General features: G+C 38.9%; 14 protein-coding genes and 1 pseudogene. 10 read left to right on the plus strand and 5 right to left on the minus strand.

The window, feature by feature from the left end:
- Positions 1-199 (minus strand): hypothetical protein (locus tag FFO06_RS22160; RefSeq protein ID WP_236097189.1); only part of this gene is annotated, 199 nt, incomplete at its 3' end.
- A gap of 725 nt (positions 200-924) precedes the next feature.
- Here FFO06_RS22160 and FFO06_RS19105 point away from each other — a divergent pair.
- From FFO06_RS19105 to FFO06_RS19140, 8 genes and pseudogenes are all read left to right on the plus strand, one after another.
- Positions 925-1,626: a C40 family peptidase gene (locus tag FFO06_RS19105; RefSeq protein ID WP_137909449.1), complete on the plus strand. Its 702-nt coding sequence runs from the start codon at positions 925-927 to the stop codon at positions 1,624-1,626.
- A 122-nt stretch (positions 1,627-1,748) separates the two neighbouring features.
- The gene (locus FFO06_RS19110; protein WP_137909450.1) at positions 1,749-2,723 is read left to right on the plus strand and encodes a glycosyltransferase family 2 protein; all 975 of its coding nucleotides are present in this window, start codon (positions 1,749-1,751) and stop codon (positions 2,721-2,723) included.
- A 44-nt stretch (positions 2,724-2,767) separates the two neighbouring features.
- On the plus strand, positions 2,768-3,991 hold the full coding sequence (locus FFO06_RS19115; protein WP_137909451.1) for an MFS transporter: 1,224 nt from the start codon (positions 2,768-2,770) through the stop codon (positions 3,989-3,991).
- A gap of 110 nt (positions 3,992-4,101) precedes the next feature.
- A pseudogene (locus FFO06_RS19120) lies at positions 4,102-4,401 on the plus strand (hypothetical protein); the annotation flags it as partial.
- A 229-nt stretch (positions 4,402-4,630) separates the two neighbouring features.
- Positions 4,631-5,317: a uracil-DNA glycosylase gene (locus FFO06_RS19125; RefSeq protein WP_137909460.1), complete on the plus strand. Its 687-nt coding sequence runs from the start codon at positions 4,631-4,633 to the stop codon at positions 5,315-5,317.
- A gap of 121 nt (positions 5,318-5,438) precedes the next feature.
- The gene (locus FFO06_RS19130; protein WP_370744025.1) at positions 5,439-6,296 is read left to right on the plus strand and encodes a Tab2/Atab2 family RNA-binding protein; all 858 of its coding nucleotides are present in this window, start codon (positions 5,439-5,441) and stop codon (positions 6,294-6,296) included.
- Between the two features lie 111 nt (positions 6,297-6,407).
- Complete coding sequence (locus FFO06_RS19135; RefSeq protein WP_137909453.1) at positions 6,408-7,721, plus strand: TldD/PmbA family protein; 1,314 nt, start codon at positions 6,408-6,410, stop codon at positions 7,719-7,721.
- A gap of 157 nt (positions 7,722-7,878) precedes the next feature.
- Positions 7,879-10,491 carry a chloride channel protein gene (locus FFO06_RS19140; protein ID WP_137909454.1) on the plus strand — a complete coding sequence of 871 codons (2,613 nt, stop codon included), beginning with the start codon at positions 7,879-7,881 and terminating at the stop codon, positions 10,489-10,491.
- Between the two features lie 88 nt (positions 10,492-10,579).
- Here the strand turns inward: FFO06_RS19140 and FFO06_RS19145 are convergent, their stop codons facing one another.
- The gene (locus tag FFO06_RS19145) at positions 10,580-11,239 is read right to left on the minus strand and encodes a rhomboid family intramembrane serine protease (RefSeq protein WP_137909455.1); all 660 of its coding nucleotides are present in this window, start codon (positions 11,237-11,239) and stop codon (positions 10,580-10,582) included.
- A gap of 143 nt (positions 11,240-11,382) precedes the next feature.
- The gene (gene tftA / locus FFO06_RS19150; RefSeq protein WP_137909456.1) at positions 11,383-12,732 is read right to left on the minus strand and encodes a hormogonium tapered terminus morphoprotein TftA; all 1,350 of its coding nucleotides are present in this window, start codon (positions 12,730-12,732) and stop codon (positions 11,383-11,385) included.
- Between the two features lie 291 nt (positions 12,733-13,023).
- Between tftA and FFO06_RS19155 the strand changes: the two genes are divergently transcribed.
- The gene (locus FFO06_RS19155) at positions 13,024-14,418 is read left to right on the plus strand and encodes a zinc ribbon domain-containing protein (RefSeq protein WP_137909457.1); all 1,395 of its coding nucleotides are present in this window, start codon (positions 13,024-13,026) and stop codon (positions 14,416-14,418) included.
- 118 nt (positions 14,419-14,536) lie between these two features.
- Here the strand turns inward: FFO06_RS19155 and hisIE are convergent, their stop codons facing one another.
- Positions 14,537-15,187 (minus strand): bifunctional phosphoribosyl-AMP cyclohydrolase/phosphoribosyl-ATP diphosphatase HisIE, encoded by a 651-nt coding sequence (gene hisIE / locus FFO06_RS19160; protein ID WP_137909458.1) that lies wholly within the window; start codon positions 15,185-15,187, stop codon positions 14,537-14,539.
- A gap of 137 nt (positions 15,188-15,324) precedes the next feature.
- Here hisIE and hemL point away from each other — a divergent pair, with 137 nt between their 5' ends.
- The gene (gene hemL / locus FFO06_RS19165) at positions 15,325-16,623 is read left to right on the plus strand and encodes a glutamate-1-semialdehyde 2,1-aminomutase (RefSeq protein WP_137909459.1); all 1,299 of its coding nucleotides are present in this window, start codon (positions 15,325-15,327) and stop codon (positions 16,621-16,623) included.
- A gap of 82 nt (positions 16,624-16,705) precedes the next feature.
- Here hemL and FFO06_RS19170 read toward each other — a convergent pair.
- Positions 16,706-18,258, minus strand: a 1,553-nt coding sequence (locus FFO06_RS19170; RefSeq protein ID WP_201275493.1) for an Eco57I restriction-modification methylase domain-containing protein, incomplete at its 5' end; no start/stop codon positions are given.

Genomic DNA, 18,258 nt, shown 5'->3' on the forward strand with positions numbered 1-18,258 from the left:
CACCATGGGGAAAGACTTTATGTGAAACATAGCGATAGCGAAGCGCTGCTGCAAGCAGTTCGCTATATAAGGGAACAGTTGACAGTTGACAGTTGACAGTTGACAGTTGACAGTTGACAGTTGACAGGTGACAGTTGACAAACGTCTCTACATTATCTTTAAATAATCCTGTGATTGATGCGATATGATCAAGATTCAATTATTAATAACCTCACATTAAACAATTTCAACGATTTGATAAAATGGTGCGTTACTAATCGCTAACACACCTTACATACCATAAGTTACTATATTTGTCAATAGTATATTTGTTCTACCAATTAAAGTACATGATTTGCTGAATAATTTTTCCCCAATTTACTCTTTTAAACCACTGCTAATTTGTAAAGTTTTGTATTTTTTTGAAAATTGATCTCTGAAACGACTATAAATAAAGACTTCTGAAAATCATCTTTTGAGCAAGGTACGAAATTGACAATATTAACCCAATTATGAAATTCTCAATAATTCTAGCAAATCGCCGAAAGTATTGCAAGCTCGTTCCTAAATAAAAATAATTCTCAATTAATTGTTAAGAAAATCTAAAGTTGAATTTTCCTAAGTTATGAATATTAAAAGTATTATCCTATAATGATAAGTTTTAATTATGATTTATGGTTAACTCATTCATACGCAGTGATAAATAAAACTATAAACTCAAAGCACACCAAGAAAAAAGGACTTAAAAAAGATTATTTAAAATATATCTTGTAACTGATGGGATATGTTCAGGTCAAGAAATTATCTGCATTTAATTTGTATATAGCGTTTCCCAGTCTAATGAAGTCCAAAATTATTAGATATGACATTAATGGTAAATTACATAATGTAGAGAAGATAATCCTGATACAGAGAACATTTATACAAAAAATCATCATATTACCCATGTCCTTAAATCTAAATTCACAAATTCCCTATTCCCTGACAAATGAATATCAATGTACAACTAACCTCAATGTCTATGACTCTCCTGAATGTGTCCGGTTAGCAACTCAAGCTGCAACGGGACGACATTTACAAATAACATCAAATCATCATCATCAAGCAGTTGAAGTCTGTTTATGTGAAGACGACTATCCGGGATGGTTGTCTAGGGAAGATTTGCAGTTTATGCAAGCGACTCAAACATTATATCAACCCCAGTTGATCTGGGCAGCAGAAATTCAACAACGCATAACCGACATTATTGCTTTTACTCAAGCCGCAAAGGAACAAGATAATTATTATCTTTGGGGTGGCACAGTTGCACCTAATTATGATTGTTCTGGTTTCATGCAAGCCGCTTTTAAATCTGTAGGTGTTTGGCTACCAAGAGATGCTTATCAACAGGAGGCTTTTACTCAAATAGTTGATATGACGGAATTAAAATTAGGAGATCTAATATTTTTTGGTACTTCAAAAAAAGCGACTCACGTGGGTTTATATTTAGGTGATGGTTATTATATTCACAGTTCGGGAAAAGATCAAGGACGGAATGGTATTGGTATTGACCAACTTTCGGAACAAGGAGACAAAGTTAGTCAGTGTTATTATCAACAATTGCGCGGTGCTGGTAGAGTAATCAAAAGTTATCCTGGTCATGGATAGATAAACTGTATTTTCCGACTACCCAGAGGCGTTTTAGTGACATATAGATCAAAAAGATGAGAATCAATTATGGAAACGGATTTATATCAAATAAATATCAAATCAATTATCAGCTATAAAAAATGACTAATCATCAATCACCAATTTTAGATGTATCCGTAGTTATACCAATTAAAGATGAAGTAGAAAGTCTACCTTTATTACTAAAAGCAATTTCTTCCACTCTCACAGCTAGTAAATTGAACTATGAAATTATTTGTGTAGATGATGGTTCTAGTGATGGTTCAGCGGAATTTCTCAAAGAACAGGCACAAATTCGTACTGATATAAAAGTGGTGATATTGCGTCGTAACTATGGACAAACTGCGGCCATGTCTGCTGGTTTTAATTATGCTAAGGCCAAGGTAATTGTGACTTTAGATGCTGATTTGCAAAATGATCCGGCTGATATCCCCATGTTAATTACAAAGCTGGATGAGGGTTATGATTTAGTCAGTGGTTGGCGGCAAAATCGCCAAGATGGGGCATTAAATCGCCTACTTCCTTCTAAAATCGCCAATTGGCTAATTCGTGGTGCTACTAGCGTTTATATTCATGATTATGGTTGTTCTCTCAAAGCTTATCGGGCTGAATTAGTGGCGGATATGAATCTTTATGGGGAATTACACCGCTTCTTACCCGCATTAGCATATATCGAAGGGGCGAGAATTACTGAAGTCCCTGTGCGTCATCATGCGCGGCGGTTTGGACAGAGTAAGTATGGGATATCAAGGACATTTCGGGTATTAATGGATTTATTAACTATTCTATTTATGAAAAAGTTCCTCACCCGTCCTATGCACGTCTTTGGACTGTTAGGGTTAATTTCTATGGTTTCTGGTGGGGGAATAGGTATATATTTAACTTTCGTCAAATTGGTTTTCCATGTAGATATCGGTAATCGTCCTTTGTTGATTTTGGCGGTTTTGTTGCTAGTAACTGGTGTACAGTTGTTTTGTTTCGGTCTTTTGGCAGAGTTGTTAATGCGGACATATCATGAATCTCAGGGAAGGCCTATCTATCGTGTGCGGGAAGTTGTGGCAAAAAATGTTAAGTAACGTAACAATAGGAAAATAACACTTTTAGGATTATTGCATCTGCCGTGAAAGCTTTTGATACTTTTGACGCTGAACTGCGGAAAAACCTGCTCATGTTATTTGCCGCAGGTTTGTTTTTTTGGTCAGGTTTAGCCTCATTATTGCCGACCTTACCCTTATATATTGAACATATTGGTGCGACCAAGCAAGAAATTGGTGTGGTTATGGGTAGCTTTGCCATTGGTATGCTACTAGTTAGACCATCAATGGGGGCTTTAGCTGATAACCGAGGCTGCAAAATAGTCTTACTGATAGGGATGTTTGTGGTAGCGATCGCGCCTTTAGGATATTTAGTGGTAAAATCAGTCATTCCCCTAATGTTGATTCGTGCCTTTCATGGTATTAGTATTGCTGCTTTTGCCACAGCTTACACTGCCTTAGTGGCAGATTTAGCACCAGAACACCGTCGGGGGGAAGTAGTCGGTTACATGAGTTTGGTAAGTCCTTTAGGTGTGGGCATAGGTCCAGCCATAGGTGGATTTTTACAAGCAACCGCTGGTTATACCCCATTATTCCTCTCATCTGCGGCTTTAGGATGTTTAGGTTTACTATGTATTATCCCCATTGTCAACCCACCTATGGCCATCAAACCAATTAACAGCAAAAATGATAACTTTTGGCAAATACTAACTAGTCCTCGCGTGCGGATTCCGGCTCTAGTCTTATTATTGAGTGGTTTGACTTTAGGTAGTTTACATACTTTCATCTCCCTATTCATCAAATCAACAGGAGTGGATTTAAATCCAGGTTTATTTTTCTCCGTGGCCGCCATTTCCAGTTTTAGTTGTAGATTATTTACTGGGAAAGCCTCAGATCAATATGGACGTGGTTTATTTGTCACTATGAGTTTGATAGCTTATACTCTCTCTCTCATCTGCGTATGGCAAGCAAATAACTCTTTAATGTTCTTATTAGGAGCATTAATGGAAGGTGCTGCTTCTGGGACACTAATTCCCATGATTTCCGTATTAATGACAGATAGAACCTTACCCCACGAACGAGGTAGGATATTTGGTACTTCTTTAATGGGATTTGATATAGGTTTAGCTATAGCAGGTGCGGTTTTTGGAACATTAGCCGAAACGTGCGGTTATCGCAGTATGTTTGGTTTAACCACGGGTCTAACAGTTCTGGCAATTGTAATTTTCTTGACCCAGTCTAGCCGCAATATACCGGAATCTCTAAGTTTTGCCTTTGGTCGTCATCAAGATGTCTATGCTGTAAAATAATTCAACGGATGGGAAATTGAACCCTGGAGAACAGGTAACAGGGAATAGGGAATAGGGAACAAATAGCAACTTATTATTAGAGGAAAATTACTGGCTGGATTAAATTTATTATGTCTCCAAAACAAGAAACAAAAAAATATTATAAATGGGTCTGGGATGTATCCCTAGGTGGTGAATTTGATGATTGGGGTACTAGTACATACTTCATGGAGATTGGAAATACTTTATATCCTCTCAGACAAATAGAAGTCTATGAAAATGGGAATGTTTTATTTTATGATCATAGCCACTTCCTGGACGATTATGGGATGTTGTGTGATCAGAAAATAGATATACTAGATATACAAGAATTTGAAATTACTCAAGCAGAATTTGAGCAAGTATGGCAGACAAAAGTTCCCATCAATAGACCTCTGATGAAAAAGAATGTAGAGCCGAAAATCCCTACCCAGGTCACGTCTCTACAAACGTTCTCAGTAAGTGAACAGAAAAAAACCGACATAAGTAACGAAAAGTAAAGTTCCCAGTTAGGAGTTCCCTTGTCATAACGACAATTTTTAACGCCAACCTACTGCTGTAAGATAAATAATAATATTCGGCCTCAACCCACTGGAGTTACCAGTGACTATCCCAAATTCCATGCAGCACGAAACTCAACTAAGTCTCTTTGATAACTCTAGCTTGAACCAGCAATCGCTAATTCCTCTCCATGGACAAATTCCCATTGTCCCCGGAAATTATGAGAATATGGGAGAATTAGAAAAAGACTGTCATCACTGTCACCGTTGTCCATTAGCAGCAAACCGGACTCATGTTGTAGTTGGCCGTGGTAACCCCCAAGCCAAAATTATGATTATCGGGGAAGCACCGGGAAAAAACGAAGACGAAACAGGTTTACCATTCGTCGGTAGATCAGGACAATTACTAGAAAATATCTTAGCATCAGTTAAATTAAGTACAGATACAGATATATATATAGCTAATATTTGTAAGTGTAGACCACCGGAAAATCGTGTACCTACCGGGGATGAAATAGCGGCTTGTAAACCCTATTTATGGGAGCAAATTCGCTTAGTTAACCCAAAAATTATTTTACTCACAGGTGCAACCTCAGTTAAAAGTGTAATTGGCGACAAACGACCTATTACCAAAATTCGTGGTCAATGGCTAGAATGGGAAGGACGTTTATGTATGCCGATTTTTCATCCCTCCTACTTATTGCGTAACCCTTCCCGGGAACAGGGAGCGCCTAAATGGCTAATGTGGCAAGATATACAGACAGTCCGTGATAAGCTGGATGAAATCAAAACAAAAGACAAAAATTAAGCATTACATCACCAATTACCATCTTTAACTCGTCAATACTCCTGTAACTTGGTAAAGTTAGAAAATCAAAATATTTAAATCATCAGATTTTTACTATTAAAACATGGGCAGCCAGAGAAAAATGTACTGGGAACTTGATTTTTACTCCCGTCCAATTTTGGACGAAAACCAGAAAAAAGTCTGGGAAATGTTAGTTTGTGAAAGTCCCGTAGATATTGGTACACCGACAGATACTCTATTTCGCTATGCTAAATACTGCCCTAGTACCCAGGTAAATTCTGGTTGGTTGCGGACCGCAATACAGGAAGCTATAGAGAAAGCGGGTACAGCACCTACCAAAATCCGCTTTTTCCGTCGCCAAATGAATAACATGATTACAAAATCCTGCGAAGACGTGGGAATACCCGCAGCACCCAGTCGGCGCACATTGGTTCTTAATCAATGGATACAGCAGCGCATGGCAGAAGTTTACCCCCAACAACCGGGATATCAGGGAGTGACTAATCCTTCGGTGCGTTTAGATAGACCTTTACCCCAGCGTTTACCAGATGCCTTAGAAGGGAAACAATGGAATTTTGTGACATTACAGGCGAGTGATTTTACTGATATGCCAGATTGGGAAATAGGCTTTGGTGAAGCATTTCCCCTAGAATTGGCGCAATTGTCCCCAGAAACACGCATTCCAGGGATTTTGATTTTCTCACCCAGGGCTTTACCAATAGCCGCTTGGATGTCTGGTTTAGAAATGGCTTATTTGCGATTTGATACCAGTAGTGGCAACAGATTGATTTTAGAAACTGGGGCCACGGAAAGTTGGATTGTGGCTAATATCCGCACTCCTCAACTCCTCAAGGAAGCACAAGGCTTTGCTGTAGCCAAAGAACAAGCCAATGGAGTCCATTTTATCGGAGTCCAGTCCGATGCTCAATCCCAGTCCTTTGAGGGATTTTGGCTGTTACAAGAAGTCAATTTGCCCTAAGGGAACAGGAAAGGAGATAAAAAAACTGTAACTTTTGATGACACGCTAATGGGATAATCAGGAGCGACGATTAAGCGGCTTATATCCAAAATCCATAATTCATAAAAGGACATGGGTTCTGTAAATTTGTTACAAGATACACTAGCGGAACAGTTACTAGAACTTGCCTTCAAATCTGGTGCTGAGGCGGCGGAGGTGTACCAATCAAGATCGCTTTCTCGACCGGTTTTTTTTGAGGCCAACCGTCTCAAACAAATAGAAACCAGTCAATCTGAAGGTACAGCCCTGCGGCTATGGCGGGATGGTTGTCCCGGTTTGACCGTAGCTTATGGCGATGTTGATCCCCAGACTATGGTGGAGAAATCTTTGGCACTGAGTCGCTTAAATCCACCAGAAGCAGTAGAATTAGGGAGTCATAGCGGGCAATATTACCCGGATTTAGGCACATCTGTATCCGTCGAAATGTTGATTAATTGGGGTAAAGAGGCGATCGCTTTGATTCGTGATGTCTATCCAGATGTTCTTTGTCATAGTGACTGGGAGTGTGATATAGAAAACACCAGACTGATCAACAGCCAAGGTTTAGACTCTCATTACACTGACACCACACTTAGCTGCTATATGTCAGCGGAATGGGTCAGAGGTGATGATTTTCTTAATGTTGCTGATGGCCAAACCCAACGGAATCAACTCAACCCACAGAAAGTAGCCAGTCAAATTTTACAGCGCTTAAATTGGGCTAGAGAAAATATTTCTAGTCCCAGTGGTCGTTGTCCTGTCTTGTTCACTTCCAAAGCAGCAGATATGCTGTGGGGAACTGTGCAAGCAGCTTTGAATGGTAAACACATCCTAGAAAAATCTTCTCCCTGGGTTGATAGGTTAGCTAAACCAGTAATTGCACCCACCCTTACCCTTTACCAAAACCCAGCAGCAGGTCCCTATAGCTGTCCCTTTGATGATGAAGGTCAACCTACCCAGTCATTAATATTTATCGAAAATGGAATTTTACGGAATTTTTATAGCGATCGCACTACGGGAAAAAAATTAAACAGCGGTAGCACTGGTAATGGTTTTCGTCCTGGTTTAAGTAGTTATCCCACACCTGGGCTATTTAACTTCCTGATTCAACCCGGTAATCTTTCCCTATTAGACTTGATTAGAAAGATGGATGATGGCTTAATTATCGATCAAATGTTAGGTAGTTGTAGCGGACTATCTGGTGATTTTTCTATTAATGTTGACTTAGGATATCGGGTAAAAAACGGTCAAATAATTGGACGGGTCAAGGATACGATGGTAGCAGGAAATGTTTACACAGCCCTCAAACAAGTGCTAGAACTCGGTGGGGACGCAGATTGGAATGGTTCTTGTTATACACCATCCCTAATAGTAGAAGGACTTTCTACTACTGGGAAAAATAGTTAGGACAAGAGTTTGTAGTTTATAGATTGGGTGAAGCGACAACGCCACCCAACCTATGTATGATTAAGCCATACTGCATTTAATTTGTATAATGCTTAAAAAAGTGTCCCCGACCCCTATATAATTAAAACTTAAAATTTAAAATTCAAAATCCAAATTTATGATTTCCCTGGTAATGCTAACCCAGCGCCTTCGCCACTTTTGGCAACCTAGAAAGGGTTTAGCGATGGCAGAAGCCTCTATAATTGGGATAGTGGCTGCTTTATCTGCGGTATTACTCAAACAGGGTTCAGGGTGGTTGGGAACATGGAGGGTACATACAAGCCACATATTACCACCATTGATCGCTCTACCAGTTATTGGTATTAGTTTGGGTTTTCTCTCCGGTTGGTTAGTGCAAAGGTTAGCGCCGGAGGCATCTGGTAGTGGTATTCCCCAAGTTAAGGCAGCTTTAGCTAATGTACCAATTACATTATCATGGAGAGTAGCTTTTGTCAAGTTAATTAGCGCCGTGATTTCCTTGGGTTCGGGCTTAACCTTGGGAAGACAAGGTCCTACAGTCCAAGTGGGTGCAGGTTTAGCAGCAGGAATGAGTCGTTTAGTTCCCACCTCCCCAGACCACCGGAGACAAATGATAGCAGCGGGTGCTGGGGCCGGTTTAGCGGCGGCTTTTAATGCACCTTTAGCAGGGGTATTATTTATTATTGAAGAGTTATTACAAGATTTATCCGGTTTAACTTTAGGAACGGCTATTATTGCTTCCTTTATTGGAGGTGTAATTTCCCGGTGGTTGGGTGGCGGTAGTTTGCAATTAGACTTAAAACTAATTGACCATTCTAGCACTTTTTCCCTATTAGAAATTCCTATTTTATTAATTTTGGGAATTTTCATCGGTTTATTAGCAGCTTTATTTAGTAAGGGATTAATTTTTAGTATTCAAATTTATCGCCGTTTACATATTAGTTTACCTTTACGAGTGGCTTTAGCTGGTTTCGCTTCTGGTTTGATTATTGCTTTACTTCCTGAACATTTTCGAGATAATACAGGTTTGCGAGAGTTTATGATCACTGGTGAAGCAAATATTCCCGTAGCAGGAATTGCCTTTATCGCCCAATTTATCTTAACATTAATTGCCTTTGGTTCAGGCGCGCCCGGAGGAATATTTGCCCCCAGTTTAATTTTAGGTTCTTGTTTAGGGCATATTATTGGTGTCTGTGAATTGCAAATATTTGGCATTGGTTCACCTACCACCTACGCATTAGCAGGAATGGGGGGATTTTTTAGTGCGGTTTCCAAAGTCCCCATAACCGCAATTGTCATTGTTTTTGAAATGACCACAGATTTTAATTTAGTATTACCTTTAATGGTGGTATCTGTAACATCTTATTTAGTTTCTGATAAAGTTTTTCCCGGTTCACTTTATGATAAACTGTTAAAATTAAATGGCATTGTTATTAAGAAAGATAATGTAAATGAAGGCATATTAACACAATTAACAGCCCAGGATGTCATGCAGCGGATAGTGGAAACCTTAGAAGCAAACATGACAGGAGATGAGGTGATTAAGGCTTTTTCTCGTTCCCATCATCGGGGATTTCCTGTGGTAGAAAATAATAAATTAGTAGGATTAATTTCCCAAACAGATTTACAGAAAATCCGTAATCATCTCTCACCAAATGAGACTCTTTTAAAAGAGATTATGACACCTCAACCAGTGACAGTCACACCCACAAATAGCCTCAGTCATGTTCTCTATTTATTAGATAGATATAAAATTAGTCGTTTACCTGTAGTAGAAGGAAAAAAATTAATTGGGATTATTACCCGTGCTGATATTATTCGTGCAGAAGCAGAACATTTAAATGGGGAAAATGGGGTGAGAAGTCCTATAGTAGAACCTTCTTATTTAGTTTACCAAACAAGATCCCCCAGTATTGGCAGAGGTAGATTATTAGTCACCATTGCTAACCCAGAAACCGCCGTCACTTTATTAGAAATGGCTGCGGCTATTGCCCGCGATCGCCATTATGAAATAGAATGTTTACAAATCATTTTGGTATCTCGTCACATTTCCCCAACAGAAACCCCAGTCAACACTACAAAAAGTCGTCGCTTACTCCGACAAGCAGAAAGTTTAGCCAAAAAACAGCATATTCCCATTCATACCCAAATTCGTGTCGCCCATGATGTCGCCCAAGCAATTTTAGAAACTACCAAGGAAAGACATATAGATTTAATTTTCATGGGTTGGAAAGGAAATACATCCACCCCAGGACGGATTTTTGGTAATGTGGTAGATACCATTATTCGTCAAGCTAACTGTGATGTTGTTTTGGTGAAATTAGGTGATAATTTCCATTCCCTTGAGCAATTGAAACGGTGGTTAATTCCCATGGCCGGGGGACCAAATGCACCTATAGCCATTAAATTATTACCATCTTTAGTCACATTGGGAAATAAAACAGAAATTCGTTTAACTCAGGTGGTGAAACCTGGAGAACTTACACCAGATATGACGGTTTTAGAAGAATCTACCCGTCAATTAATGCGTCACCGCAATTTACATAGTACCATTGTCGCCGCATCTTTACAAGCTAACTCTGTGGCGGCTGGAGTCATTGAGTTAGTCAAAGCTGAAGATTTTGATATTGTGATTTTAGGTGCTTCCCGTGAGGGATTATTACAACAAGCAATTCAAGGTAATATTCCTGAAGCAATAGCTTCAGGTGTTAATAGTACGGTAATTTTGGTTAGTAGTGCTATTCGGGAATAGAAAACATGAATTTCTTTCACGCAAAAGCGCGAAGAGTAAGAGTTTGAGTAACAGATTTTGATATCTGACCCACCCTACTAATATATTACTATTCCCTATGCCAAACAGCAAAAATCATGCCCACAATAAAACCACCAAGGTGCGCCCAATAAGCAACTCCCCCGGTTTCTACACTCATGTTAGCTGCTGTTTGCAGACTAGCAAAACCAGAAATCAGATTTTGGAGAAAGAAAATCCCAATAATTACCAATGCAGGAACATTAATTGTAGTGATAAAAAAACCTAAAAAGATTAAAGTGGTAATTCTGGCGCGAGGAAACCAGATTAAATATGCACCTAAAACACCAGAAATAGCTCCACTTGCCCCCAAGGAAGGAATAATCGAGTTGATACCAATAAACCATTGACATAAAGCAGCCAATGCACCGCAAGTTAAATAAAAAAATAGATATTTTAAATGTCCTAAACGGTCTTCAATATTATTACCAAAAACCCAAAGATAGACCATATTTGATATTAAGTGCCACCAACCTCCATGTAAAAATTGAGAAGTAAATAAGGTTGTCCATTCACCACTCCAGTTAGTAGTTAATTGTTGAGGTATGACAGCATACAATTGGAAGAACTGTTCTAGTTGTGTATTTGATAAACTTACTTCATGGAGAAAAACTAGAACATTCATTCCAATCAACCCATAGGTAAAATATGGGGTAATTCGGGTCGGATTTTCATCATAGAGGGGAAACACAAATGTCGTTCCTAATAATCACTAATAGCACTATAACGCTTAATCAGAGGGAATAGGAAACAGGGAACGGGGAACAGAACAGTAGGGTGTGTTAACGCCAGCGTCACGCACCCACGTATAAGATACGTCACTAATGACCAATGTTACAAAATATTTGCTGATTCATAGAGTCTACGGATAATGGATGTGATTTTAGTTCCATAGTCCAAATCTGCGGACCAGCGTCCCGATAATTGATTAATTGACGGAGCAACACCTCTGGTAACAAAGCGAAATCTAGGGTCTACTTGTTCCTGTACCAAAGGTTCTAAACTAGCATAAGCTTTCAAATGTTGAATATGCGCTCTCACGCCAATCCTCGCACTAGGAAATGAAGCTCCTTGAGACCCACCACCAACAGCACCTAAACCAGCAAAGTTATTTTGCTGGGGTTTAATATCAGTACCAAAGCGCAAAAATCCAGTTTCTAAACACATTTGGCAAAAAGCAATATCATAATTTACTCCCTCAATATTTGCTTCTTCTCGATATAGTTTAGGAAGATCAGGAAACTGGATCAGAGCGCTTTCATTATTGTTTTTTAGAAATAGTTGTAGCTGTACTTCTGATGTATTACCATTGGAGATAATTTGCTCAATTTGTCCCAAACAAACTGGTAAAATTGAGCGTAATTTCACAACACAGTTAGCACCATCCCAATCAACGGAAACATGAGACTCTCGCAGTTCAATTGCTTTGATGTAAACTATTTGACGATAGGTAATCCGGCGCAAATTAGAGAGCTTTGAAACATCAACCCGTAAACGATCTACTAAATCAATGGGAATATAAGAATTACCATTAATTAATAATCCTTGTTCCGAGTAATTTTGTCCATTAATATTGATATTTATATTATTATAATTGGTTTGAGGAGTTGCTTGTTTAGGATCATTTACCTGATTCCAAGCAGCTAATCCCTCAGCAATTCCCACAGCAAAATCACGACGACGACTTTGCAACAAAGCGCGGTCTTCAGGACTGCTTAAAAAACCAACCTGTAGTAATAAAGCTGGTATCGTAGTTTGACGACAAAACTGTAACTTACCCAAGCCGCTATCTGTATCTGGTTTAACTCCGCGACTCGGTAATTGGGGGACACGGACTAAAAGTCCCTTCAATAATAGTTCCGCATTTTGTTGACGTTGCTGATTTTTGGCAATATAGAATACACTTGCGCCCCGGACAGAGGGACTACTAGCAGCATTAGCTTGAATTTCTAGCGCCACATCCTTGACATTAGCGCGGGCATTAATCCAAACTATAGTTTTAGCGGCACTTAAATCATCAGGAACGGCTAAAACTTCTAAATTACGGCTGCGGAGTTCTGTCACCACCAAATCCCGCAAAAGAATCATTTCCTTTGCTTCCGTCGTCCCACCAGCGATCGCTCCAGGATCATTTTTACCGGATTCTATGCCACCATGGGCAGCAGAAATAAAAATACGTCCCATTTTTACCTATTTCCGTTATTAAGTCCCAGCAATTGCTATTTTACCCCATATTACGGTAGGTTTTAACAGTCTTGGGATTTAATCTCAAAATAACGTAGTATATTGGGGTTAATCGTATTTAAACCCAAGATGAAATACCTAACTCCAGAACAAGTTTATAAGCAATTCGACTATCACCCCAAGACAACCGCTTGTGGGGGCTGACTTAGGGAAAAAATAGCCGAAGAACAAAATATTTATGAGCCAAATAGTAGCCAATGTGATTTAATAGAAGGTAGTGCAGTCTAGACTATGAAACTCAAAGTTAAAAATCAGTTAACCGTTACCAGAATCGCCATTTTAGGGACTAAAAAACTAAATACTTGGAAATCTAACGAACTTGATTTAATTGCTTTGCGTTTAGGACAACTGCGCTCTGACTTGTGGAATGAGTTCGGCTCTTTAAAGGCTTGGGGCATTTCTAAATTTGAAATTGACAAACAGCTACGCACATCTAAAGACAAGTACCAATTACCTGCTAAGTTATGGGAAGCAACCCTCTATGACGTAATTGATGATATCCATTTAGTTCAGGCTGCTTGCATCGAAAAAGTGATGAAATCCCTAGGTCAATCATTCCAATCCTTCCAGTCTAAAAAAGGGGTTTTACAACTTACATTAGAAAGCCGTGAATGGTTGGATCATCCCAAACTTTGCACCTTGGTGAGAAAGTTCTGGTATCGAGGTCACACAAAAGTTTGTAACCAAATTATTGTCAAGGCTTTTGATACTAAATTAGATAATAAAGGCGTGGTATGGCTGCGTTTCGGTGGACTCACAAAGGGTAAAAATCTGAAGTTGCCAACGACTTTACCGACAGAAGTAAAATGTCAGTTAAGACTAATCAAGCGCAATGGTAGATGGGAAATACATTACACAACCGATATTCAAAAAGCAATTCAAAAGACTGAAGGTAAAATAATTGGCTGTGACCGAGGTTATACAGAAGTTTATGCTACATCATCTAATGATGGTGCTAGATTTTTGGGTAATAATTTCGGTAAAATCCAAACAGAAGAAACTGATTACAGAACAGCGAAACAAGTTAAACGCAACAAAATCAAATCAGTTTTTGACAAGTCTATTGCCAAAGGGAATAGTGCCAAAGCCGATAGAATCAAACGGAATAACCTCGGTAAAATCAAGTGGAACAACCGAGAAACATCATTTCAAGGTAGGATTCAAACAATAGTTTTTACGGCTACATATCACTTGATGACTGATGCAATCAAGGTAGCTTTTGAAGATTTGACGGAAGCAATAAAAAGCAAAAAGCCCTTGCGAAAACGCATGAAGAGAAATGTTTCTTCATGGTGCAAGGGGGTAGTTGCGGATGCTCTCAAACAAGTTTCAACCCGTGTAGGTTGCACGGTTGTTACTGTTAATAGTGCATATACGTCACAACTTGACTCCAGATTTGCTACCTTAACGGGTAGTAGAAATGGTGACAAGTTTACCGGACATGATGGGGTCGTAATGCACTCAGATACTAATGCTGCTGACAATATTCTAGCAAGAATGAGTGATGTTGAAATCACTCGATATATGAAACATTCCGATGTGAAGAAAATCTTGTTAGAAAGAAGTCAGAAGTTTCGGGATTCCTTAATGGAAACCGAAGCGATAACGGGCAAGGATAAGCCCTAGACTCTAGAACCTGAAGTCAGGTCAATCAGAGAGCGAACTATCAGCAATTGACACTGTTTGACCAAGGTTTAACTACGTTAGTTGTGTATCTCTTACCTCTTGCCTCTTCCCTATGCAATTACTTTCGCCGCTCATGTAATTTCCGATACACATCCCTTAAATCAACTTGATGATATGCCAAAGCTACTAGACTATGATAGAATAAATCCGCGACTTCACCAGCGATCGCATCACTATCATCATCTTTACAAGCCATAACCACCTCCGCGCTTTCCTCACCAATCTTTTTCAAAATCTTATTATCACCACCTGCCAATAATTTACAGGTATAAGAAGTTTCATTAGGTTCATCCCGGCGATCGCAGATAACAGCAAACAATTGTGATAAACTATCCCCTGGTGGTGGTGTCACCGTCCCACCAACCTGGTGAAAACAACTACGTTCCCCCGTATGACAAGCAACATCACCCAATTGCTCCACAACCACCAAAAGAGCATCACTATCGCAATCATAACGAATACTTTGCACCTTTTGAATATGGCCAGAAGTTGCCCCTTTGTGCCAAAATTCCTGACGGGAACGACTCCAAAACCAAGTTTCCCCAGTTTCTAAAGTCTTTTGTAAAGATTCTTGATTCATCCAAGCCATCATTAGCACCGTACCATCTAGATAATCTTGGATAATAGCCGGAACTAAACCCTTGTCATCATAGCGAATTTTGTCCACAGGGATAGCAGATGAGAGTAATAACAGTTGGGGAGAGGACATACCAGTTAATTTAGAATAATCTTTGACCTAACATAGCATTTTCGGTTAATTCTAGATCATAGAAATTCTGAGTAACTTTTCGACCTATCCTAAGATAGAGCATAAATTATTTATTTCCCCAGTTTAGGGAGGAAACCTTGGTAAATACCTCAATTAAAACCACAAAATCACAAGAAATCTTTGCTGCTGCTCAAAAACTTATGCCCGGAGGGGTTAGTTCTCCCGTGCGTGCGTTTAAATCCGTAGGTGGACAACCAATAGTATTTGATCGTGTTCATGGCGCATATATTTGGGATGTAGACGGTAACAAATACATTGACTATGTTGGTACTTGGGGACCAGCCATTTGTGGTCATGCTCACCCAGAAGTCATTTCCGCACTACACACAGCCCTAGACAAAGGGACTAGTTTTGGCGCTCCCTGCGTCCTAGAAAACATTTTAGCGGAAATGGTCATTGATGCTGTTCCTAGCGTGGAAATGGTCAGATTTGTCAACTCTGGTACAGAAGCTTGTATGGCTGTATTACGGCTCATGCGAGCCTTCACTAACAGAGAAAAAGTAATCAAGTTTGAAGGCTGCTATCACGGACACGCTGATATGTTCTTGGTCAAAGCCGGTTCTGGAGTCGCTACTCTGGGTTTACCCGACTCACCCGGAGTACCTAAAGCTACCACAGCCAGCACTTTAACCGCCCCTTTCAATGATTTAGACGCGGTAAAAGCCCTATTTGAACAAAACCCTGGGGAAATCGCCGGTATCATTCTTGAACCAGTAGTTGGTAACGCCGGTTTTATTACCCCTGATGCTGGGTTCTTAGAAGGACTCAGGGAACTTACTCATGAATATGGTGCATTATTAGTATTTGATGAAGTCATGACAGGCTTTCGGATTGCTTACGGTGGCGCTCAAGCAAAATTTGGTATTACTCCCGACTTAACAACTTTAGGTAAAGTTATTGGTGGCGGTTTACCAGTGGGCGCGTATGGTGGTCGCCGCGAAATCATGTCTATGATTGCTCCCGCAGGTCCAGTGTATCAAGCAGGAACTCTTTCCGGTAATCCTTTAGCTATGACAGCGGGGATTAAAACCCTAGAATTACTCAGCAAACCTGGTAATTATCAATACTTAGAACAAATTACTAAACAGTTAGCTGATGGATTGTTAAAAATCTGCGCTGATACGGGTCACGCTGCTTGTGGTGGTAATATTAGCGCGATGTTTGGGTTGTTTTTCACCTCTGGACCAGTACATAATTATGAAGACGCTAAAAAGGCTGATACAGCGAAGTTTGGTCGTTTTCATCGCGGAATGTTAGAACATGGTATTTACCTAGCACCGTCTCAATTTGAAGCTGGTTTCACTTCTTTAGCACACACTAAAGAAGATATCGAACAGACTTTAGCGGCCGCGAAAGATGTCCTGTCTAGTCTGTAACATCTTTATTTAAGTAATATCAACTATCCCCGACTTCTTGTATCAAATAAAAAAGAAGTCGGGGATCTGGAATTTGTGGTGTTTACCCTTCTATGATTTTAATTTCCTCTGGTGTTAATTCATAAAGTTGATAAACTAGTTGATCTATTTCTGTTTCAATGTTTTTAACATTTTTACCGTTAGCATCAAGACATTTTTGTACAAGGTTTTCTATTTCTTGACGCTGTGATTCCGTTGCGGTGGGAATAGGAAAATCTTTCATAAAAATCGAGCTTGGTTCATAAAAATCACCCTGTAGTTTTGAAAGTAGCTGCTGAAATAAAAACATGACAACACTAGAGTTAAGAACTGCTAGTAAAACTTTATCATTGCAAGGAATAATAAATGCCTTTTGATTGGTATAATATCCTGATTCATCCCACGCAAATTCATTACGTTTACAGATATTTGGATAAATAATTTTAGGTTGCTCAAATTCTGACCAGTAAATGCAAGAGCGAAGCTCCCAAAAGAATTTTCCTTGATCTGAACGTTTAATTAATGTATTCCTAAATTGAGAAAAATATCTATAAATTGCAGGATATGTTTTATCAAAAATTTTCTCTGCTTCTTTTTCTATTTTATCAGACCAAGAATGTTTTTTATTTTCAGAAGATTCTATTTTGATAAGATATTGCTCTGCAAATTGTAAATCCCATCTTTTAACATCACGACCACGCAGCAAAGGCTTGATAACTTCAGCAGAAGAAGGATGTTCAGCAATTAGTCTATCTCGTGTTTCTCTATCTATAACGAAAGCTTCATTAAAACCTGTTTTAATTCCGTAATAAAATTGACCATTAACATACTCTTCTAATGGTGTACCAAAATTTCGCAATTTTGTTAATAAATCTAGGATTTGCGAGGATTCTAGCCGCCAACCGTCTGATTGTAAATTCTTCTGTAAAATAATTAAACCCTCCTTTTTTAATACCGTTACAAATTCAGCAATCTTTTCTTTTTTCGTTGTATTCCATGATAATATCTGTACTTGGTTATGCTCTGGTTTAACCTTACTTAAAGTAATAATGCTAGGATAAGCAATGGCTTCTTCAAAAACTGGGAAATCACCAAAATCAATTAGATTGTAAATGGTTGTTGAATTTGTTAAAAGCTGACGTAATTTTTCACCATAACCTGCTCGAAAATATTTATTAGAAGAGATGTAAGTTAAATGACCTTTCGATTTTAATAAATGCAACCCTATTTCATAGAAATAAACAAATATATCAGCAATTCCTGTATAACATTGATAACGCTGCTGCAAAATTGGTTTTAATTGTTTAATTTCTTCCTGTCTAATATAAGGAGGATTTCCCATAACCACATCAAAACCAACAAAAACACCATCATTATTTAACACTTCAGGAAACTCAAAGCGCCATTCCAAAGCATTTTCATACATTCTACCATTTTCTATTTCCTCAATTTCCACCCGTAACTTATCAATTTCATTATTCAACTTAGCAATTTTTTTCTCCCGCTTCGTTCTCTCAGCTTTAGTTTCTGGAATCAAAAAAATTTGATTCTCCAAATTCTCAACCTCACCCTCTAACCTTCTTAACTTAGTCTTATTGACATCACTTAATCCTAAAG

The organism is Dolichospermum planctonicum (assembly GCF_005402965.1).
Lineage (GTDB): Bacteria > Cyanobacteriota > Cyanobacteriia > Cyanobacteriales > Nostocaceae > Dolichospermum > Dolichospermum planctonicum.